The sequence below is a fragment of the Rhodococcus sp. MPR-R1B genome (assembly GCF_058793255.1).
Genome location: NZ_JBXAFO010000033.1, coordinates 16,048 through 36,796 on the forward strand (window position 1 = coordinate 16,048; position 20,749 = coordinate 36,796).

At 60.4% G+C, this 20,749-nt stretch carries 22 protein-coding genes; 17 read left to right on the forward strand and 5 right to left on the reverse strand.

Translation table 11 applies throughout. The features are described from left to right. The first annotated feature begins 37 nt into the window (after positions 1-37). Entirely contained in the window at positions 38-469 is a 432-nt protein-coding gene (locus AC1Q61_RS28890) for a PPOX class F420-dependent oxidoreductase (protein ID WP_070160775.1), read from the forward strand. Here the strand turns inward: AC1Q61_RS28890 and AC1Q61_RS28895 are convergent, their stop codons facing one another. Next, positions 470-1,846: a WS/DGAT/MGAT family O-acyltransferase gene (locus AC1Q61_RS28895; RefSeq protein ID WP_065456059.1), complete on the reverse strand. Its 1,377-nt coding sequence runs from the start codon at positions 1,844-1,846 to the stop codon at positions 470-472. A gap of 369 nt (positions 1,847-2,215) precedes the next feature. Between AC1Q61_RS28895 and AC1Q61_RS28900 the strand changes: the two genes are divergently transcribed. The 3 genes from AC1Q61_RS28900 to AC1Q61_RS28910 all read left to right on the forward strand — a co-directional run bounded on the left by AC1Q61_RS28900 (position 2,216) and on the right by AC1Q61_RS28910 (position 4,611). Then, positions 2,216-3,088, forward strand: coding sequence for a hypothetical protein (locus AC1Q61_RS28900; RefSeq protein ID WP_007734676.1), 873 nt, complete (start codon positions 2,216-2,218; stop codon positions 3,086-3,088). A 70-nt stretch (positions 3,089-3,158) separates the two neighbouring features. Next, on the forward strand, positions 3,159-3,947 hold the full coding sequence (locus AC1Q61_RS28905; protein ID WP_021333197.1) for a hypothetical protein: 789 nt from the start codon (positions 3,159-3,161) through the stop codon (positions 3,945-3,947). A 49-nt stretch (positions 3,948-3,996) separates the two neighbouring features. Then, positions 3,997-4,611, forward strand: a complete 615-nt coding sequence (locus AC1Q61_RS28910; protein WP_003945583.1) for a hypothetical protein — start codon at positions 3,997-3,999, stop codon at positions 4,609-4,611. Between the two features lie 125 nt (positions 4,612-4,736). On the opposite strand, the gene AC1Q61_RS28915 is transcribed toward AC1Q61_RS28910, so the two are convergent. Next, on the reverse strand, positions 4,737-5,195 hold the full coding sequence (locus AC1Q61_RS28915) for a MarR family winged helix-turn-helix transcriptional regulator (protein ID WP_192712017.1): 459 nt from the start codon (positions 5,193-5,195) through the stop codon (positions 4,737-4,739). Between the two features lie 62 nt (positions 5,196-5,257). Here AC1Q61_RS28915 and AC1Q61_RS28920 point away from each other — a divergent pair, with 62 nt between their 5' ends. Next, positions 5,258-6,133: a haloalkane dehalogenase gene (locus tag AC1Q61_RS28920; RefSeq protein WP_058228149.1), complete on the forward strand. Its 876-nt coding sequence runs from the start codon at positions 5,258-5,260 to the stop codon at positions 6,131-6,133. Between the two features lie 168 nt (positions 6,134-6,301). Further along, the gene (locus tag AC1Q61_RS28925; protein WP_037132380.1) at positions 6,302-6,940 is read left to right on the forward strand and encodes a PAS and ANTAR domain-containing protein; all 639 of its coding nucleotides are present in this window, start codon (positions 6,302-6,304) and stop codon (positions 6,938-6,940) included. 139 nt (positions 6,941-7,079) lie between these two features. On the opposite strand, the gene AC1Q61_RS28930 is transcribed toward AC1Q61_RS28925, so the two are convergent. Further along, the gene (locus tag AC1Q61_RS28930) at positions 7,080-7,226 is read right to left on the reverse strand and encodes a hypothetical protein (protein WP_164490549.1); all 147 of its coding nucleotides are present in this window, start codon (positions 7,224-7,226) and stop codon (positions 7,080-7,082) included. A 181-nt stretch (positions 7,227-7,407) separates the two neighbouring features. On the opposite strand from AC1Q61_RS28930, the gene AC1Q61_RS28935 reads away from it, so the two are divergent. From AC1Q61_RS28935 to AC1Q61_RS28950, 4 genes are all read left to right on the forward strand, one after another. Then, positions 7,408-8,595 carry a zinc-dependent alcohol dehydrogenase gene (locus AC1Q61_RS28935; RefSeq protein ID WP_042452468.1) on the forward strand — a complete coding sequence of 396 codons (1,188 nt, stop codon included), beginning with the start codon at positions 7,408-7,410 and terminating at the stop codon, positions 8,593-8,595. A 114-nt stretch (positions 8,596-8,709) separates the two neighbouring features. Beyond that, on the forward strand, positions 8,710-9,237 hold the full coding sequence (locus AC1Q61_RS28940) for an SRPBCC family protein (protein ID WP_007734657.1): 528 nt from the start codon (positions 8,710-8,712) through the stop codon (positions 9,235-9,237). Positions 9,238-9,288: 51 nt separating this feature from the next. Next, positions 9,289-9,876, forward strand: a complete 588-nt coding sequence (locus tag AC1Q61_RS28945) for a TetR/AcrR family transcriptional regulator (RefSeq protein WP_492651311.1) — start codon at positions 9,289-9,291, stop codon at positions 9,874-9,876. Continuing rightward, on the forward strand, positions 9,873-10,643 hold the full coding sequence (locus tag AC1Q61_RS28950) for a glucose 1-dehydrogenase (RefSeq protein ID WP_007734653.1): 771 nt from the start codon (positions 9,873-9,875) through the stop codon (positions 10,641-10,643). Before AC1Q61_RS28945 ends, AC1Q61_RS28950 begins: the two co-directional genes overlap by 4 nt. A 44-nt stretch (positions 10,644-10,687) precedes the next feature. Here the strand turns inward: AC1Q61_RS28950 and AC1Q61_RS28955 are convergent, their stop codons facing one another. Continuing rightward, positions 10,688-11,173, reverse strand: a complete 486-nt coding sequence (locus AC1Q61_RS28955) for an RNA polymerase subunit sigma (protein WP_492651312.1) — start codon at positions 11,171-11,173, stop codon at positions 10,688-10,690. Positions 11,174-11,557: 384 nt separating this feature from the next. Here AC1Q61_RS28955 and AC1Q61_RS28960 point away from each other — a divergent pair, with 384 nt between their 5' ends. Next, entirely contained in the window at positions 11,558-12,445 is an 888-nt protein-coding gene (locus tag AC1Q61_RS28960; protein ID WP_047269285.1) for a class I SAM-dependent methyltransferase, read from the forward strand. 184 nt (positions 12,446-12,629) lie between these two features. Then, positions 12,630-14,036, forward strand: a complete 1,407-nt coding sequence (locus AC1Q61_RS28965; RefSeq protein ID WP_492651313.1) for a serine hydrolase — start codon at positions 12,630-12,632, stop codon at positions 14,034-14,036. A gap of 100 nt (positions 14,037-14,136) precedes the next feature. Here AC1Q61_RS28965 and AC1Q61_RS28970 read toward each other — a convergent pair whose 3' ends face one another. After that, entirely contained in the window at positions 14,137-15,090 is a 954-nt protein-coding gene (locus AC1Q61_RS28970; protein ID WP_492651314.1) for an ornithine cyclodeaminase family protein, read from the reverse strand. Between the two features lie 150 nt (positions 15,091-15,240). Between AC1Q61_RS28970 and AC1Q61_RS28975 the strand changes: the two genes are divergently transcribed. Genes AC1Q61_RS28975 through AC1Q61_RS28995 form a run of 5 tightly spaced genes read left to right on the forward strand, consistent with a single transcriptional unit; the run spans position 15,241 to position 20,713 of the window. Then, positions 15,241-16,827 carry an ABC transporter substrate-binding protein gene (locus AC1Q61_RS28975; RefSeq protein WP_492651315.1) on the forward strand — a complete coding sequence of 529 codons (1,587 nt, stop codon included), beginning with the start codon at positions 15,241-15,243 and terminating at the stop codon, positions 16,825-16,827. After that, positions 16,824-17,855, forward strand: a complete 1,032-nt coding sequence (locus AC1Q61_RS28980; RefSeq protein ID WP_003945487.1) for an ABC transporter permease — start codon at positions 16,824-16,826, stop codon at positions 17,853-17,855. The genes AC1Q61_RS28975 and AC1Q61_RS28980 overlap by 4 nt, the downstream gene beginning before the upstream one ends. Beyond that, positions 17,848-18,741: an ABC transporter permease gene (locus AC1Q61_RS28985; RefSeq protein WP_064112944.1), complete on the forward strand. Its 894-nt coding sequence runs from the start codon at positions 17,848-17,850 to the stop codon at positions 18,739-18,741. Before AC1Q61_RS28980 ends, AC1Q61_RS28985 begins: the two co-directional genes overlap by 8 nt. Continuing rightward, complete coding sequence (locus AC1Q61_RS28990) at positions 18,738-19,736, forward strand: ABC transporter ATP-binding protein (RefSeq protein WP_051649482.1); 999 nt, start codon at positions 18,738-18,740, stop codon at positions 19,734-19,736. Before AC1Q61_RS28985 ends, AC1Q61_RS28990 begins: the two co-directional genes overlap by 4 nt. Beyond that, a complete protein-coding gene (locus AC1Q61_RS28995; RefSeq protein ID WP_037132368.1) occupies positions 19,733-20,713 on the forward strand; it encodes an oligopeptide/dipeptide ABC transporter ATP-binding protein in 981 nt (326 codons plus the stop codon). The genes AC1Q61_RS28990 and AC1Q61_RS28995 overlap by 4 nt, the downstream gene beginning before the upstream one ends. Positions 20,714-20,749 lie beyond the last annotated feature (36 nt).

The following is a 20,749-nucleotide window of genomic DNA, read 5'->3' on the forward strand; positions in this document are numbered from 1 at the left end:
TTGACCTCTACAGCAGTTCAGGTTCTAGCGTGATTTCATGACATTCACCCGAATCGAACTCGACTACCTGGCCACACAGACTCTCGGTCGCCTCGCGACGGTTCAACGGAACGGAACGCTGCAAGTCAGTCCGGTCGGGTTCCACTACAACCCGGATACAGCCACGATCGACATCAGCGGTTACAACATGACGGGCAGCCGTAAGTTTCACAATGTCGCAGACAACGGTCGGGTCGCGTTCGTCGTGGACGACATCGCATCCGTAGATCCATGGCAGGTCAGGTGCGTCGAAATCCGTTGCCGGGCAGAGGCTTTGGATGCTACAGGTGCCGCTGCACATGGTCTCGACGCACCGATCATCCGTATCCACCCCGAACGCATCATCAGCTTCGGCCTCGACGACAAAGAACTGGACGTCCACCAGTTGGTCGTGAACGGACGTGACGTCGGAAGGCGCGAGTCGAATTGATCAGCCTGCGGCGGCTTCGAGCTCACTCAAGGATTCCTCGAGATGGCCGAGGAGCCGCTGCAAGTGCGGAACATTGCGGCGGCAGCCGACGAGCCCGAACTGCATGGTGTCCGCGTAGCCGATGACGGTGATGTTCATCGCCTGCCCGTCCAACGGAATCGATGCCGGGTAACAGCTCTCGAGTTTCGCGCCATTCCAATAGCGCGTCGTTGTCGGGCCGGGGACGTTGGAAATCACCAGATTGAAGACTGGACGCCCAGTGATCAGTCGGGATGAACCAGGGATCAGCGGCAGCCCGAGACCCGCGACGTTCAATGCACTGAGCGCCGTGATCTGCAGGGGCGTCAGGCCCGACATCAGGGACTTGGCGCTACTCATCGAGTCGTGAACTCTCTGAAGTCGGGCCGCCGGATCTGCCAATTCGGTTGCCAGATCACACAACACCGCACCCACGGCATTGCCGGAAGCCTCACCCTCTTCGCCTTTGCGAAGGGATACCGGCACCATCGCGATCAACGGTTTGTCCGGCAACTCGTCCAGTTCGATCAGGTATCGCCGTAGCGCACCCGCGCACATTGCCAACACCGCATCGTTGAGCGTCACGTCTGCAACGCAGCTGACCTTGCGCAGGCGCTCGATCGGCCACGACTGCGCGGCGACACGCCTCGCTCCGGTGATCGGGACGTTGAAGATCGATTTCGGGGCAGCAAACGGCAACGGTGCGACGTGGTCCTTCACTGCCGAGGCAGCGGCGTTCACTATCGCAGGGCCGACCCCGACCACATCTTGCACGGTCTCGATCACGGAGCCCACCCGCCTCTGCAGGTCCAGCCCGCGACGGGCACGAACCCGCCCCGAAGAAGGTCGTTGCGCCCATGGAGGCATCGAATGTCGATCGTGCGGATCCGACGAGAGGCTGCGGTACCACGCCTGAACAGCAGACACACCATCCATGAGCGCGTGGTGCGTCTTCATGTACACGGCAACTCGGCCGTCGGCGAGACCTTCGATCACGTACGCCTCCCACAGCGGCCGATGCCGATCGAGCAGCGTGCCGTGGAGCATGGAGGTCAGCTCGAGCAACTCGCGGACTCGACCCGGCTTGGGCAGCGCGAGCAACCGGACGTGATACTCGAGATCGACGTCTGCGTCCTCCGTCCAACGCACCGGCGCGAAGTTCGACAAGAACTGCACCGGCTTGCGACGGAAGAGGGGCCGAATCGAGTCGACGTCGGTGAGCGAACGGTAGAGCGATCTGGCGAATTCGCCGTCGTCCCCTTCCGGCGGAACGAAAAGCGACAGGCCACCGACGTGCATGGGATGCTCCCGTGACTCCATCAGAAGGAACATCGAGTCGAGCGGCAGCATCAGCGTCATGGCGATCCGTTCTCTCGGGCAGCTGCCCGGAGTACCGATCAGCCGCTGTTCGACAAAGTTACTCGCCCTGACTTCCCTCATTGGCGACTCCGACAAAACATTGCCCCCTCGATTTCGACAGGAGTCCGATATTCCCGTCGACGAACGCCTTTTCGGGTCGAAGCACCTCACAGCGATTCGTGAGTGAATGACGAGACACAGAGCACTGCAACAAATTTCAATCCTCACAGCCACAAGTAGTAGCGGAGGCGATCGCAGTAATACTTTTGTCGGAATTGTTTCAAATTGTCTGTACATCCAAGTCACACGTGACTACCGTCACTCATCATCACAATCCCGACTGGTCGGTTGTACCCAAAGGAGAAATACATGTCCCGACGTTCGACGTCGCGTGGGCTTTTCGGCGCACTCGCCACCGCAACTGTGTTCGCCACCGCCGCTGCGGTGGGAAGCTTGTCAGCAAGCATTGCCGGAGCCGCCCCGGCAGCGGAGATCCCCTTCGGCGGTTGGGATTCATGTCCGATCGACAATCCCGAGACCAGCACCTGTATGGACGTCACGGTCACCGGCGGAAACATGAAGATCGGCAAGCTTTCCGTCAGCATTCCCGCCGGGGCGATGCGCATCGCAGGCGGAGTTGCATACCGGGAGAATCCAGAGGCTGAATTCGGATTCGACCAAGTATTCATCCCGCCGAACGACAACAGTCGGGGGATCTACGCCAAACCCATCGACATCCCCGGGGGCGCACTCGGAATCGACCTGCCATTCAACAATCTCTTCGGACTGAACAAGGCTTCGGCCACCGTAGAGTCGACGTCTGCACTCCCCACCGTGGATGCATTTCAGCTTGGTGTGAAGCTACCCGTCAAATTGAAGATCGCGAACCCTCTCCTCGGCGGCAAATGCTACCTGGGCTCGGACAACAACCCCGTCCAACTCAACTTGGATGTGACCGAATACGGTGTCCTCGAAGAGGTTCCAGGTTTCCCGGATACTGCCGTCGTTCGAAACACCGGGCACACCGGACAGCCCTTCGCGGTCCCGACAGCTTCCGGGTGTGGCCCGTTCGGCGTTCTGAATCCAATCGTCAACTGGCGCGCCGGGCTTCCCTCGTCCACCACGTCCAACTCCCTCGCCACGACGAGTGACGTCTACAACATCGGTGCCGACAGCCTCAGGCCCCAGCCGGCCGGCTCACCCGAACCCGCTGCCGTCGTTGCCGAACGTAGTGCCAACTAGCAATCCAACCGACTGCCACAGAACCGTCATCGACGACAGATTGCCACCTCGAAACGGAGTTCACTTGTCCATGCGCACAATACGATTCAGAGCCGCGCTCGCCGTCGTCGCAGCGGGAGTCCTCACTCTCGGGGCGGTGTCAACCGCGACGGCGGCCCCGCTGCCCAATGCGCCGTTCGGGGGCTGGGGAAAATGCCCGATAGCCAATCCGGAGACAAGCACCTGTGTCGATGTCGTCGTCAAAGGCGGCGAAATGAACATCAACGGGCTCAAAGTACCGATTCCTTCCGGCTCGTTGAATATCGCCGGCGGTGTCGCCTATCGCGAGAACCCCGACGCTGAATTCGGGTTCGACCAGATCTTCATTCCTCCCACTGACGGCACCAAAGGCGTCTATTCCAGCCCCATCGAGGTACCAGGAGGAATCTTCGGGCTCGGTATACCGTTCCCCGGCGGCTTGACCACCATCAAGGCAACAGTCGAACCGGTCGCGTTGCCAACAGTCGACGCATTCCAACTCGGTGTCACACTTCCGGCAAGATTGAAGATCTCCAACCCCTTGCTGGGCGGCAACTGCTATCTGGGTTCTGCGAGCAACCCGATCATGTTCAAACTCGGAGTTTCCGAAAATGGTGTCCTGGAGGAAGTTCCAGGATTTCCGGATACCGCCGCCGTCAGAAACGTGACGCACGCCGACCAGACGTTCGCGGTACCGGGCGCATCTGGATGTGGACTGTTCGGCGCATTGAATTGGGCAGTCAATCTTCGCGCCAACGTTCCGTCTTCGAGTGGTCACAACTCGTTGACCACCACAAGCGATGTGTTCAACATCGGCGCCGACAGCCTGCGGACGCAGTAGAGCAAGCACCGGCGACTCACGAAGTATCACCGACAACAAGGAGATATCGATGTCCCATGCAGTTCGCCGCACCACCATCGTCACAGCTGCCGCCGCAGCCGCGATTGCGGTCGCAGCCGGCACCGCTCTGGCTTCGACCGTCGTCACTCCAGCGGGTCAAGCCGTGACTGCTTCGAGCAGCAATCTCAGTATCAAGACAGGAACGATCACACTTACCTGCTCCAGTACGACGGGCTCCGGGACCATCCCATCCGCGCCGGGTAATTCCAACACCGGCACCGGCGGAGTCAACGTCAATATCGGCACCCCCAGCCTGACCGGGTGCAAGGCTAACGGCCTACCCGCTGTGGTCACGACCTCCGGCTCCTGGCTATTGAACGTATCGGCAGACACCGGATCGGCTCAGGGATCCCTGGTCATTCCTGCAGGAGGCGCAGTCGTCACGATGCCCGGATCAACATGCACAGTCACCGTCGGGGCCAGCACTGTCGGACCGCTGCCATTCGATATTCCCAACCAGCGCGTCGTGGCAAGCAACACCGGCACCGTGAACTACACACGCACCGGCACCGGACCCGTCTGCCCCGCCGCAGCCACTGGGACGGCAACAATGTCGGGCACACTGCAGTTCGCATCGGCCACACCGATCAACGTGACACCGTGACGATCGACAGCTAGACAATAGGGCTCGTTGGGGGATCGACGCTTCCGTCGCTCCCCCAACGAACGTCCTGTGGACCGGGTCCGCACACGATCGCCTTCGGTTGCGCCACGAAGCGGACCGGCGCATTATCCATCTCCTGCTTCGGTGGCGTCGAGTAACGCGTCAAGGGCGCGGTGGAGCTCGGCGAGTTCCCGCCCTCCGGTTTTCGTCAGCACTTCCGTATTCTTTGCATCCAATTGGCGGACAATGTCTTTAGCGAGCTCTATGACTCGTTTGCCCTCGTCACTGAGATCGAGGCGAACGGCTCGCGCATCGCGTCTATCGCGTTCACTGACAACAAACCCGCTCTTCTCCAACGCTCGCACGAGCTTGGATATGTAGATTCGCTGCAATCCTGTGTGCGCTGAGAGTTCTCGCTGACTCGGCCTCTCCCCCGCACTCACCAGACCATGCAGAGACGCGAGCACTGAATACTGGGCGTGAGTCAACCCCAGGTGCGCGATCGCTCGGTCAACCCCCGCCCGCCAGCGCAAGCCGAGGTGCCACACCAGCGACCCTGTCGTCCATGTTTCTCGATCTTGCATACAAATAGAATACATGGCTACTATCTCAATTAGAGTATATGGAAACTATTTGAGGAGTCGCAATGCCCACAATTCCCGTGCTCGACTCGACCATGGCCTACCGCTCGCGCGGTGAAGGAACACCCTTCGTACTCATCCACGGAAACCCCACATCCTCGCACTTGTGGCGAAACATCCTGCCGCAGATAGGAAATCTGGGCCGCGCACTTGCCCCTGACCTCATCGGAATGGGGCGGTCAGGCAAACCGCCAATCAACTACGGCTTCCTCGACACCGCCCGCTACCTCGACGCCTGGTTCGACCAGATGGAACTCGACGACGTCGTACTCGTCGGACACGACTGGGGCGGGGCACTTGCACTGGACTGGGCTGCCCGCCACCCCGATCGCGTCCGAGGTGTGGCCTTCTTCGAAACGATCCTTCGTCCGATGACCTGGGACGAACACTTCCCGGGAGAGGCACGGGCACGGGTGGAAGCTCTGAGGGACTCCGACACAGGAGAGACAAAGGTACTCGACGAGAACTTCTTTCTCGAAATAGCGCTTCACAGAACGGTTCTCGGTGAAATGACCGAAACCGATGCCGAGGCCTATCGCTCCCCTTACCCGTCACGAGAGAGTCGCCGACCCCTTCTCGAGTGGCCACGATCCTTCCCCATCGAAGGAACTCCCGGTGACGTGAATGCACGTGTGGCGGCGTACAGCGATTGGCTCACAGAAAGCACTGACGTACCCAAACTTCTTCTCACCTTCAGCGGCCCCGCAGAACTTCTCATGATCGGACCTGACGAAGTCACGTGGAGCCGATCGAATATCGCAAATCTCGAGGTGGAACAGTGCGGTCCCGCAGGACATCTCGCCCCCGAGGATCAGCCTGCGGCCATCGCGGCGGCGATCATCGAATGGACACAGCGGCAACACTGTTTCAACCGCGAGTGACGTGGGACCGTCGCCAAGCACTCTGAGCGCCGGTTTCCCCGACCCATGCGGTAGCGATCCAGACGATGCTCCGAAATATGGGACGGACACCACCTCCGCCGGATTTGTCCGATATAACTAACTGGCGAGTACGCCGGTTGGGACGAGGTCGAGAACGAGGGGGCGTGTGTGGTGAACGAGGACGGGTTGGGGCGAACGTCAGGATCGGGGGCTCCACACCGGGTGGGCGGCTTTCTCTATCACCGCAACGGCGACCGGTGGGAGTGGTCGGACGAAGTTGCACGGATTCACGGATACGAACCCGACCAAGTAGCTCCGACGACAGAATTGATGCTCTCGCACAAGCATCCCGACGACCGAAGACACGTTGCTCAGACACTGCACGCCATCCGCACTTCAGGCGGACCGTTCAGCAGCCGCCACCGCATCATCGACACTGCAGGGGATACTCACTCGGTAATCGTCGTCGGCGACAGCGTCGTGGACGAGTCGGGTGCCGTGGTCGGCAGCTCAGGCTTCTACATCGACGTCACCGAAACCCTCGACAGCACGGTGAAAGCGTCTGTCGACGTGCTGGTCAACGAAATCACCGCTTCTCGCGGAGTAATCGAGCAAGCCAAAGGCATGCTCATGGTGATCTACGGCATTTCGGCCGATCGCGCCTTCGACATACTCGTGTGGCGTTCTCAAGAGACCAACGTGAAACTCCGGGATGTTGCCGAGCAGTTGATAGTTCGAACGCTTGACGACTTCCGGGTCCCGACACTACTGCGGACCCGATTCGATCACGTGCTGTTACAGGGTTGAATGACAACAGGGTTGAGGGATCTGCTCAAGGCGGTTCCCGTGGCTGGCTGCTCAACCTCGAGGAACCTCGCCCGCATTGATTCCGGGACGGTCCGATGCGGCCTATCCCCGTTGTTACCCAACGCGGAGTAAAAGGAAACTACTCGTCGTCAGACTTCTCGCCGGAGGTCTCCTCGACCAGTTCAGGCGCCTGTTCTCGCGTTGCCATTCCCCCGTCGCCGCCCTTGTCCACGGGTCCTGGGTGCCCACCCTTGGGCGACTGGTCGTTGTCGTCTTTGTCGGTCATGCGATCGTCCTCATCATCTCGTCGTCTCGGTCCTGGAGCCGGTGCAAAGAGACCGGGACCCAGCTCCATCTCAATCTAACGCGCTCAGGACTTCTCGCAACCCTCACCGATTTTGTTTGCATTTCAGTGCTTTCGGGCAGGTGACTGCGAACAGCATTTCCACGATGAGAGGTCGATCCCAGTGCGCGCAGTGACTTGGCAAGGCAAACGGAAAGTAAGCGTCGATACGGTTCCGGACCCGAAGATCGTCGAACCCACCGACGCAATCATCAAGGTCACCACGACGAATATCTGCGGATCCGATCTGCACCTGTACGAGACTCTGGGTGCGTTCATGAATGCCGGCGACATTCTCGGCCATGAACCGATGGGCATCGTCGAAGAAGTCGGTTCGGAAGTCACGAATCTCGAGATAGGTGACCGCGTCGTGATTCCGTTCCAGATCTCGTGTGGCAACTGTTTCATGTGCGATTCGAGCCTCTACACACAGTGCGAGACGACGCAAGTCCGCGATCAGGGAACGGGCGCAGCATTGTTCGGCTTCTCCGAGCTCTACGGCTCGGTGCCCGGCGGGCAGGCTGAGTACCTCCGAGTACCGCAAGCACATTTCACACACATCAAAGTTCCCGAAGGTCCCGCGGATTCGCGATTCGTCTACCTCTCCGACGTGCTCCCCACCGCTTGGCAGTCGGTCGAATACGCCGACATTCCGCCGGGTGGGTCCGTGACAATCCTCGGCCTCGGACCGATCGGTGACATGGCGGCTCGTATCGCCCACCACAAGGGGTTTCGAGTAATCGGTGTGGACCGTGTACCCGAACGCCTTGCGCGCCTTGCCGAACGCGGTATCGAGACCCTCAACCTGGACGACTACGGCAGCAAGATCGGCGATGCCATCAGAGACGCGACAAACGGCCGCGGAACCGATTCGGTGATCGACGCTGTCGGTATGGAAGCGCACGGGTCTCCGATCGGAAAGCTCGCGCAGCAGTTCGTCGGACTCCTTCCCGACGCTCTTGCCGCGCCTGCGATGCGTAACGCAGGAATCGATCGCCTTGGCGCTGTCTATTCGGCCATCGACATCGTTCGGCGCGGCGGAACCATTTCTTTGATCGGTGTCTACGGCGGAATGGTTGATCCGCTGCCGCTGATGACCATGTTCGACAAGCAGATTCAGCTCAGGATGGGCCAGGCGAACGTCAAGAAGTGGGTAGAGGACATCATGCCCCTGCTCACTGACGACGACCCACTCGGTGTCGACACCTTTTCCACCCATCAGCTGCCGCTCGATCAGGCGCCACACGCCTACGAGATCTTCCAGAAGAAGCAGGAAGGCGCGGTCAAGATCCAACTGAAACCGCACCTGTAGTTCAACGCCGATCAGGTCGACGGTTCATCCGCCACGTCCGCATCTTGTTCGCGAAACCACCGATCGTCATACTCACACCTCACACACGCTCGACAGAAAGAACCTGAAACCGAAATGGCTCGCGAACTTACCGTCTCCGACAGCATCGTCGTCAGCTCCGACGCGCTTTCCCTCTACGAGGTCATCAGCGATCCCACTCGTATGGGTGCCTGGAGTCCCGAAAACATAGGCGCAACCTTGCGGGGAGACCGCGAAAGCGCTTTCCTGGGCATGGAGTTCGACGGGCACAACAAGCGTGGGCGCGCGCAGTGGACCACGCGATGCACAGTCACCGCTGCCGAGGCCGGGAAGCTCTTCGAATTCCGTGTTCACAAGATCGGCCTCGGTACTCCCCGGATCCCCGCCTCTATCGCAACCTGGCAGTACCGATTCTCGCCGGTGCCCGACGGAACCCGAGTTACCGAAACGTGGACCGACGACAGGCGCGGCTGGCCGGACTTCGCCGCCGACATGTTCGACAAAATTGCCACCGGAGGAAAAACCTTCGCCGACTTTCAGCGCGGCAACATCCGCAAGACGCTCCTGAACCTCAAGAACGCAGTTGAGCAGGAGGTTTCCGGAATCGAAGGTAACGTCGGCTGACCGGCCGACACCATTTGTGGCAGTTTCTGCCACTTTTGGTACAGTGCGGATATGGCAACAGCCCGCCGCACTGCACTACTTCTCCGCGTCTCGCAGAGTTGTGCTGCCGCTTTCGTCGAACGCGGCGACACTTCGACGACCATCGCGGAGCTCGCCGAGCGGGCAGAAATCTCCGAGCGAACGTTCTACCGTTGCTTCGCCACCAAAGAGGAGAGCATCTGGCCGATGCTCGACGAGGGAAACCGCAGTCTGGCCACCGCACTCAGCGCGCAAGCCCGCGAATTCGGGCTCGCAGCGGCTGTGAAGAATGCCTTTATCGCATCGGTCGGCGAGTCCTTCGAGCCGATGACCCGATCACTGATGCCCATCATCTTCGGTGATGCGGCACTCCGGAGAGTTTGGGAATCAGCAACTTTCGAGACGATGGAACTGATTCGCCCAGAAGTCGCACGCCTGATCGACCGTCCGGAAACCTCGCTCGACACCACAGCGGCTTCGGGCCAGGTAACACTTGCGGTAGTCGCCGCACTGCGTGAGATGGCAGACCTCCGGACGCCCGCACCCGAGGCCATCACCCGCGCGCTCGGGGCGTTCTCGAAGCCATATCTCGCAACACCAACAGGTAAGGAACAATCATGACTCAGGATCTCTCCGGAAAAGTCGTTCTCGTCACTGGCGGCGCACGCGGCCTGGGCGAGGCGTTTGCCCGCGGCATCGTCGCGGGCAACGGCCGCGTCGTCATCGGCGACCTACTCGACGACGACGGTCGAGCAGTGGCCGAATCTCTCGGCGACGCAGCGCGTTACGTTCACCTCGACGTCACCGATCCAGCGTCTTGGAAGTCCGCCGCCGAGTACGCGGTATCCGAGTTCGGCGCGATCAACGGTTTGGTCAACAACGCCGGAATCTCGGCGTCCGGCCAGACAGTCGCCGAGGAACCACTCGAGACGTTCCAGCGCATCATCCAGATCAACCTGGTGTCCGTGCACACCGGTATCCACACGGTGGTGCCGTTCATGAAGGCAGCCGGCGGCGGATCCATCGTGAACATCTCCTCGGCCGCCGGCCTGATGGGCATGGCTCTGACCAGCGGTTACGGCGCAGCCAAGTGGGGCGTGCGTGGGCTGAGCAAGATCGCCGCCGTCGAACTCGGCCGCGACAAGATCCGGGTCAACTCGGTTCACCCCGGCATGGTCCTGACGCCCATGACTGCACCGACGGGTATCAGCCTCGAAGAGGGCGCATTCCCCAATAATCCGTATCGCCGTGTCGGTCGCCCGGAGGAGTTGGTCGGCGCGGTCACCTACCTGCTTTCCGACGATGCCTCGTACACAACGGGTTCCGAGATCGCCGTCGACGGCGGTTGGACTGCCGGCCCGTCGATCGAATACATCGCCGGCCAGTAAGGCAGGGATCCGTTCCCGCCCGAATCTGCGCATTCCGAACGCCCTCAGGTGAATACCAAACTCTCTCTGATTGCATTCGGAGAAGACAACTTTCGCAGTCGCTGCAGCGCCCGATGCAGGTCGAGCGACACCTCGTCTGTCGTACGGGCAAGCGACGTTGCGGTCGCCTTTGTATCGAGCCCGACGATCAGCCGCAACACCAGGACATCACGTTCGACAATCGGAAGCGTTGTCGGAGGCGGGAGTGATCCACCGCTGAACCCGTCGGATGCCGCCCGAGCAATCGCGATGCTTGTACTCGCGTACAGCACGCGTAGAAAAGGCTGATACGTCTCCGATCCGTCGCACACTGCCGTGAAAACGGCGACGCACGCGGCATCCGCGGCGGAATCGGAAACGGCCTGATCAAGCTCGGCGCGGCACCGCAGCACAACCATCGGACGAAACGCCGCATACAAACTGGCCATGGACTCACGGCTACCGCTCCGCGCCGCGGCGGCCAATACATCCAGCGAGCCTTCCTGCAACATGGGCTCACATCTCTCTTTCTCGACGGGACATTCGTTGTGCGGTCCGAGAGATCAACTGGAACCGAGCGGTCCCGCGAAGTGGTTCCGGCGGATGGTCATGCCACGATCAATCCCCTGCCCGAAGGATTCTCGAGGCTCTCTCTCAGCCCTGAGGCACACCCCAGTGAAGTCCTGCATCCTTGCCGCTCACTGGCACTGACCTGGCAAATTCCTGGCAGGATGCTGATTCAAACCGAACGCCTTGCACTGCAGAATTTTTCGATCCGGTCAGCGTGTATTTGCTGCTCCAAGTCCAACCGTTCCGTTCCAGGCGACGAGGGGTCACACGGGCGTAGGGTCGAGAGAGTTCGGCTCAGTCGTCAAGAGCGGAAGGACACCCAGACAATGCGGAGCGATGGAGATACGTGGGACATCGTCAGTAGCGTCGGACTTACTGCGCTGGCAGTGGCAACGTTCCGAGCACTGGAGAGCACCCGTCCGGACGCGATCATCGAAGACAAGTTCGCATCGTGGTTCGTAGAAGCTGCAGCCGAGCCGCATTTCACAGCTCTTCTGAAAGATCCCACGCTCCTCGAGGACACCCCCTTCGGCGGTTTCATGGGGTTGCGAACCAGGTTCTTCGACGAATTCTTCTCGTCGTCAACCGAATCCGGAGTAAGACAGGCGGTAATCGTTGCAGCAGGGTTGGATTCGCGTGCGTACCGGCTGGATTGGAGCTCAGGATCGACGGTATTCGAAGTGGATCAGCCAAAGGTGCTGGAGTTCAAAGCCGAAGTGCTCGCTGCGCACGACGCCCAGCCGAAGACCGATAGACGCACTGTGCCTACTGATCTGCGAAACGACTGGCCGGCCGCACTCGAGGAGGCTGGTTTCGACCCGAACGAACCCACAGCCTGGTCGGCGGAAGGCCTGCTCGCCTATCTCCCCGGCCCGGCCCACGACGCCCTGTTCGAGCGGATCGACGAACTCTCGGCCACCGGTAGTCGCTTGGCGGTGAACGACTTTCCGGCCGGAACCGACCCGAGCAAGCTTGCGGCCATCAGATCCAAGTACTTCGCCAAGGACCCGTTCGGAGACCTGGACATTTCGCAACTGTTCTACAGCGACAAGCGATCCGATCCGGGCCAGTGGTTGGCTGAACACAATTGGACTGTCCGACGCTTCAGCTCGGTCGAGTTGGCAGAACTGTACGATCGCCGGATCCCCGAACTCCCCGAAGAAATCGCAGCGCTGTCAACGCAACCGTCCTTTTTGGCCGCGACCAAGAACTAGCTCTCGCAGCCATCACGAAAGTTCTTCGAGTGCAGCCTTTCTCCCATTTGTCCAGCGGCAAGGTGCGTGTCACCACTACACGCAGTTGACGGTACTCGAGGATGAACCGATTCAGTACCTCAGGCTGAGTATGTCTACACCTCAGACGGACGCGCGCCGAAGAAGATGCTGATGAAATAAGTCCATGAAACTCGAACACACACGCAGGAAAGGCCGCCCGCTCGCGCTGGTAGCACTTGCCTCCGCAGCGGTATTCGCCCTCGCCGCATGTACTTCCGGGACTGATTCCGCACAAACCTCTGAAAACCGCACAAAGACCTCCCCCACCGCGGCACCCGCTACGGTCACGATCCCTGACAGCTCCGTCGGCAAGCAGATCACCTGGCTTCTCAGTGCGTTCAACACGAGCACGCCGTTGACCCAGGAAGAAATCGCCGAACACTTCGGGCCCACTGCACCCGTAATCCTGACACCTCCGGACTTCGACTCCATCCGAGCCGGACAGCCTTGGACAACAGTGAATTACAAGGGAGGCGACTCCGACGGCACAGTTTCCATCACCAGCACCACCGGCGGTGCGTTCGACGTCAACGTCGTCGTCGACGGCAACGGGCTGATCCTCGGAATGGCGATCACACCGACCAAGGACGTTCATGTGCCGGCCGCATCTTGGCAAGAACTCGAGGCAGCTGTCAAAGCGCTTTCCGCGCCGACCAATCTGACCGTCACCGAGGTCACCGAAGGAAAGAACGCCGAAGTCTTCAGTGTCGGCGACACCTCACCACAGCCCACAGGGTCAACGATCAAGCTGTACGTTCTCGGCGCGGTCGCGACGGCCGTCCAGAACGGGACACTCTCCTGGGATCAGAAGCTCACCATCACCGACGACCTCAAATCGATGCCCGGCGGGACCATGCAGGACCTGCCATCGGGAACTGAAGTCACGGTCCGAGATACCGCCGGCAAGATGATCTCGATCAGCGACAACACCGCCACCGACATGCTGATCGCCGCTGTCGGGCGCGAGCAGGTAGAAGCCGAATTCGCCCCGATGGGCATGGCAAATCCTTCGCTCAACATCCCGCTCAAGCCGACCCGCGCACTGTTCCAACTCGGCTGGGGTGACCAAGGCGCACAACGTATCGCTTGGCGCGACGGAACTCCGGACGAGCGTCGAGCGATACTCGCGGCACTACCTGACGGCCTGGTGGACATCCCGGCGTCTGCATTCACCACCCCCGCATGGCCTTTCGACATCGATTGGTTCGCCTCGCCCGCCGACCTGCGTGCCGCGTTGGTCACGTTGCAAGTGAGGGCGAAGACCGAGAGCGGCGCACCGGTTCGAGACATTCTCGCCGAGGATCCGGCGCTCAGTGACGAGTCCGCGAAATGGTTCACTTACGGCGGATTCAAGGGCGGCAGTTCCATCGGGGTCCTCGCGGGTGCCTATTACGTGGAACACGACGATCGTGCCTGGGTTGTCACCATGCAAACTCATGGTGACAACGCTGCACTGGTTGCCGACCCGGCTCTGTACTTCGATCCGGTCGACGACGCGATGCTCTTGATCCAGAAGGATGCGACCAGCTAAAGCGCACTCCCCAACTCGAGCGCACGTCCCAACTCGCGCAAGATTCACCGAAAGGCCTGTCCCGACAAAGGGATCTGTTGGGGCAGGCCTTTGTGATCGGTCAGGAAAGTACGACGCGCTCGAGCCTGTCGGCGATCGCTTTGCCGACGCCCCAGTCGAGTGCTGCACACCCGACCGACTTGAACACCGTGCGACCGTGACGCTCCACGCCGGATTCCATTACCGCGCCCAGTGATCGGAGGTCGGAGATGGGGAACTCTCGCTCGATTGCCGACCTGACTTCGCCCGATCCCTCCAGACATCCGGCTACGTCGTCGAGGACGGTGACCGTCGAAGCATCGATGAGCCCGGCAGGGAGTTCCGTCATCGACGGACGGAAGGATCCGACTGCATTGACGTGGACGTTTGCCGGCAATGCTTCCAGGTCGAACAACGGTGACGTGGCGCCGGTCGCGCAACACACCACGTCAGCATTTCCGACGCATTCGTTTGCCGATCCTGCTACCGAGAGCCGGAGTCCTGGATGCCTCACTTTTGCTTCGTCGACAAAGCGTTGTGCATGCGCGAGAGTCCGGCTGTATACCGAAATCTCCTCGAATTCCCTTACTGCGCAGCAGGAATCAAGTTGTGTCGCGGCCTGGGCGCCGGAGCCGAGGATCGCCAGACGCCGGACCTTTTCGGGCGCCAGCACGTCCGTTGCCACACCGGAGACCGCACCGGTTCGCAGCGCGGTGAACCGGTGGGCCTCCACGCTGAACCGCGGAAGTCCGGTGGCTCCGTCGTACCAGAGCACAGTTCCTTCGATGCGCCTGCTTCCGTCGATGTCGTAGATCGTCAGCGTCTTGACAACGGCGTCTCGGGTGGTCCGATGCAGTGCGGACATCACGAGCAGCTGGCCGTCCGCCACGACCGTTCGCGGTGGTTGTTCGAGCCGCCCCTCGTGAAGCTCGGTGATGGCACTGGCCACCGCTGCGACGGCGACCCCGACGGGAATCAACGAGTCGAGCCTGGCGAGGGCGATGTGTGGAGCCACTGCATGATCTTCGATTTCCATCGTTTTCCGATTCCGTTTCTCGGGGTGTACTTCAGGGCTAGTTCACTGAAATTCCTTGACATCCAATCGGTAAGGTATTACACCTAATGCATCCTCGCAAGGCTCCGTACGAACCCGCCGTTCCGAACGAACGGCCCGAAGGTGGATCTGATGGACAAGACAATGACGCGGTTCTTGAGGCGTACCGCTCTGGTGGGAACTGCAACTGCACTCGCACTGGTTCTCGGTGGTTGTTCAGGCGCAACTCAAGACGCCGGCGCCTCGTCCGAGCCCGCCGGCGAGCCGCAGCGGGGCGGTGAACTGCGAGTTTCGATCGGCGCAGAACCGATTGCACCTGCGTTCGACATGGGAACAATGGCCGTCACCTCGGTGGGCACAGCATCGATCGCTACCCTCGCGTACAACGGTCTGGTCGACTTCAAGGACGGTCAACCGGTACCCGAACTCGCTACGTCCTGGAAGCAGACCTCCCCCACGCAGTACGTCTTCACCCTCCGCGATGGTGTGAAGTTCACTGACGGAACGCCGTTCGATGCCGAAGCAGTCAAATTCAATCTCGATCGATTGCTCGACCCGAATGGAACCGGTGCGAACCTGCCGCCGTCTTTGGAATCGGTTGAGGTCAGCGCACCCCATGAAGTAACCATGAATCTCTCGACCCCCGCCGGTGGATTTGTCGCCTCGTTGCGCCGTGGACGGGTGATGATGATGTCCCCAACCGCCGTGACGCAGTACGCCAAGACCGACCCGTTCAAAGCTTCGGTGGGCACCGGTCCGTACAAGTTCGAGGAGTACAAGACCGGTCAGTACATCAGGCTCGTCCGCAACGACGATTACTGGGCTGACGACAACTACCTGGATTCGATCAAGATCTCGATCCTTCCCGACCCGACCACCTCGATGCAGGCATTCGTCAACGGGGAACTCGATGTTCTCGGTGTGACACCGGCCCAACTCGCACAAGTCAAAAGCCGAGGCAACTCGGTCATCAAGACGTCGATCAGCAACACGTTCAACTACGTCAGTTTCAACCAGGCGGTCAAGCCTTTCGACAACGTCGACGTACGCCGCGGGTTCTCTGCAGCGATCAACCGTGACGGTATCGCACAGGGCATTTACCAGGGATACGCCGATCCGGCGAGCGGGCCCCTCAGCCCGAAAATCGGCGATGCCTACTCGGACCTCTCCGGTCTTGCCTCACAGACGTTTTCAACAGACAAGGCAAAGGAATTCCTGAAGAACGGAAACTTCGACCTCGGTACGACGGTTCCGTTCAGCACCTTCACCCAGACTCCGTTCTCGACAGAAGCCGATGCGGTTGCCGAACAGCTCCAGAACGTCGGCATCAAGGTCGACCTGAGCAAAGAGGAGTTCGGATCGTGGGCTCAGAAGATCTACACAGCAAAGAATTTCACGGTCATGAACAGCGGTCAGACCACGGCCACCGTCGATCCCGACGAGATTCTCTACCCCTTGTTCCACAGTAAGGGCGATCTGAACGCCTCTTCGATCAACGATCCCGAACTCGACAAACTGCTCGACGCTGCTCGCGCCGAACAGGATCCGCAGCAACGGGCACAGATGTACCAGCAGGCATCCAAGCTGATCGCGGACAATGCCTACGCAGCGTTCACCGTGTACCCGCAGAAGATCGCCGCAACCAGCCCATCGGTCGGCGGATACGAATTCACGGAGGGTGGCACCAATCCACTCTCGAGGGTTTGGCTCGCCAAGTGAGCGTGATCGAAGCGGTACCTGATTCCGACATGCCGCCGAAGGAGCGAGAGCCCGCGCCCTCGTCCGGCCGGCTGCGTCGAATCGCGCGCACCCTGTTGGTCAATGCCGCACAACTGGGAATCGTCGGACTCGCCGCAACATTCCTGATGTTCGTACTCCTTCGGACGATCCCCGGGGACCCCGCTCGCACAGTGAGCGGGCCGGGCGGGTCTGTCAGTCCTGAGCAGATCGCACGTATTCGTTCCGAACTCGGTCTCGACAAGCCGGTGGTGGTCCAGTATTTCGACTGGCTGTCCGCCGCCGCTCGCGGCGACCTCGGAAAGTCGTTGGTGCTCAACGACTCGGTGACGACCTTACTGTCCGACCGCATCGTCGTAACACTTCAACTGGGCATGTATGCGCTTGGCTTCGCATTGTTGGTCGCGGTACCACTGAGCGTCCTCGCTTCAAGGTTCACCAGCGATCGCGCGAACCGGAGTGTCCGACTGGTCGGAACGCTGGGTATCGCAGTACCCAGCTTCTGGTTGGCTCTCCTGTTGATCATCGCGTTCCAGAACGTCTTGCCGACGTTTGGATACTCGTCGATCAGTGACGGTATCGGTGCGCATTTCCAACACATGATTCTTCCGACCATCGCGCTGGGTGTCGGTATGTCGACTCTGCTCTTCGAGACCACGCGTGCATCCTTGATCGGCACACTCAACTCCGATTACGTCCGGACGGCAAGGTCATTCGGGATCCCCGAGCGTCGCGTTTACTCTCGATACGCACTACGGAACGCACTACTTCCCACTGTGACGATCGCCGGACTGGAGATGGGCGCGCTGATGGGCGGAGCACTCCTCGTCGAAAATGCTTTTGCCGTTCCCGGTATGGGCCGACTCCTCGTTCAATCCGTCTTGGCTCGCGACTACACAGTGGTGCAGGGTTGCATCCTCGTGCTGGTCATCGTTGTCGTATCTGTCAATCTTCTGATGGATGTCGTCTATTCCCTCATCGATCCCAGAGTCAGGACCGACAATGACTGAGTCATTCGGAGCTGCGCTTTCCCCGTCTTCCCCAATCGCGCCGAGCACACGTCAGCGGCGTCGATTCACGGCCCGCATTCTCTCCTTGCCTGGTCAGAAGGTGGCATGGAGCATTCTGTTCGTACTAGTGTCGGCGGCCGTGCTCGCGCCTCTTCTCGCGCCGCACTCCCCCAACGTCCAAGATCTCACGTCGACTCTCGCCCCACCCAACGGTGAGCATCTCCTCGGCACCGATGATCTGGGTCGAGATCAGTTGAGCCGTCTACTGTTCGGACTCCGCACCTCACTCGCCATCAGTGCTGCAGTGACATTGGGCGTCATGATCATCGGGCTACCACTCGGAATGCTGGCAGGCTTCACCCGTGGAATTGCGAATACCGTCATTGCCCGGGTCATCGACGTCGGGCTGGCTTTGCCTTCATTGCTGCTCGCACTGGCGCTCATCGCCGCAATGGGAGCGGGGGTCACCAGTACGGTCATCGCTCTCGTTGCGGGCTACACGCCGTATCTCGCACGGGTTACACGCAGTGTCGTACTCAAGATTCGTGAAGAGGAATACATCGACAGCGCAGCCGTGAGCGGAGTTCCGACCTGGCGCATCATCGTTCGGCACGTCACGCCGAACATGATCGAATCAGTGTCGGTTCAGCTGACCCTGATCTTCGCCTTCACCGTTATCGCCGAAGCCGGGCTCAGCTTCGTCGGCCTCGGTATCCAGCCACCGACCTCGTCTCTGGGCAACATGCTCGCCCTCGGGTCGACCCACAGCATCGACCTGCCTTTGATGTCGATAGTCCCCGGATGCACCATCGCCCTCGTCGTCATCACTCTGCTGGTCTGTGGAGACGGCCTTCGCCACGCGCTCGACCCGAGGAGCAACCGATGACGATACCGCTGCTGTCGATCACGGATCTCCGTGTAGCACTGGCAGACAATCCCGCACTGCGACCAGTGGACGGAGTCAGCTTCCACATAAATTCGGGTGAGAGCGTCGCACTGGTCGGTGAGAGCGGCTGCGGCAAATCAGTGACGTCGTACTCCGTACTCGGCCTCCTCGAAGGCTCCCTAGCGGCACATGGAGAGATGGTCTTCGACGGCCGGCAATTCGACATGTCCGACCGTGGTGCGCTGGCCCCGCTTCGAGGCACCGACATTGCGATGATCCCCCAGGACCCCGGAACCTCGCTGAACCCAGTGGTGAGCATCGAACGACAACTCGGCGATCTCGTACGTATACATCACAAGGTCACCAAACGCATTGCAGCCAAACGAGTACGCGAACTGCTTGCCCGAGTCGGGATTCCGGCCCCGGATCGGGTCGCCGGTGCCTTTCCTTTCGAATTGTCCGGTGGGATGCGCCAACGTGTACTCATCGCAATGGCTCTGGCCTGCGAACCGACGATGCTCATCGCCGACGAGCCGACCACCGCATTGGACACAACAGTGCAAGCGCAGATCATGGATCTGTTGCACAGTCTCATCGAAGACGAGGGGATGTCCATGATGTTCATTTCGCACGATCTCGGGCTGGTTGCACAACACTGCAACCGGGCGTACGTGATGTACGCGGGCAAGATCGTCGAATCCGGATCCGTCGACAACGTACTGCGTGAACCGGAGCATCCGTACACGCACGCACTGGTCGACTGTTTGGAAAGCATGAACTCGGGTGCTCGGCGTTTGAAGACGGTACGAGGGATCGTGCCGCCGTTGTCTGACCGAAACCACGGTTGCCACTTCGCCCCACGCTGCGACCGTGCGGGCAACGAATGCCTTTCAGGCTCGCCCGAACTCGAAAGAAGTGGACACAATCTCGCGGCCTGTCTGCACCCGATGACCGGCTCACATCAGCGCGTCTTGGCAAGTGAGGTGGCTCGATGACCAAACACCAGTTAGTTTCCACACACGAAGTGGCCCGCTTGGAAGGGATCACCCATTCCTTCCGGACACGTCTGGGCGGCCGCGCCGTGCAGGCGCTTCGGGGCGTCGACCTGTCGATCCCGGCAGGGCGGTCTCTCGGACTGGTCGGTGAAAGCGGAAGCGGCAAGTCCACTCTCGGTCGAGTTGTGACCGGCCTGCTCGAGCCGTCCGGTGGCAACCTGGAAATACTGGGGCAGCGTGTCACCGGCAAGTCCTCTCGCAAGCGAACCCCGGGATCGGTGCAGATGATCTTCCAGAACCCGCGCGCATCGATAGATCCGAAGCTGCCGATCTGGCGTGCCGTCGCCGAACCACTACGCATAGGCGGGCATTCGGCGCGTCGCCAGGACGTCGACGATTTGCTCGACCGTGCCGGACTGAGCGCTTCGTACGGAGACATGTACGCACACCAACTTTCGGGTGGGCAGTGCCAGCGAGTGGCGATCGCACGCGCCGTCGCAGCGAAACCGAAACTCATCGTCGCCGACGAACCTGTCTCCGCCCTGGACGTTTCGGTGCAGGCGCAGATTCTCAACCTCCTCAAGGACATTCAAGAGGACTCCGGAACATCCTTCCTTTTCATCAGTCATGATCTTGGAGTCGTTCGATTCTTCTGCGACGAGGTTGCCGTCCTGTATCTGGGTCAGGTGCAGGAGTACGGTTCGACCGAGAGCATTCTGACCGACCCCGCACACCCGTACACACGCGCATTGGCCTCGGCATCGCCGACACTGTTCTCCGAAGCTGCGCGAGAGCGAATCATCCTCACCGGCGAGCCCCCGAAGCCTGACAACCCGCCGGGCGGCTGTGTCTTTCACGAGAGATGTCACCTACGCATCGGCGCGATCTGCGACACGGTTTCGCCCCCGACCTATTCCACGCCGTCAGGTGAGGCGCGTTGTCATCTTTACGCCCCGCCTAATTCCGCGAGTTCATGAACACGTCACTGCCTTGACCGAAACATTCTCCTTCAC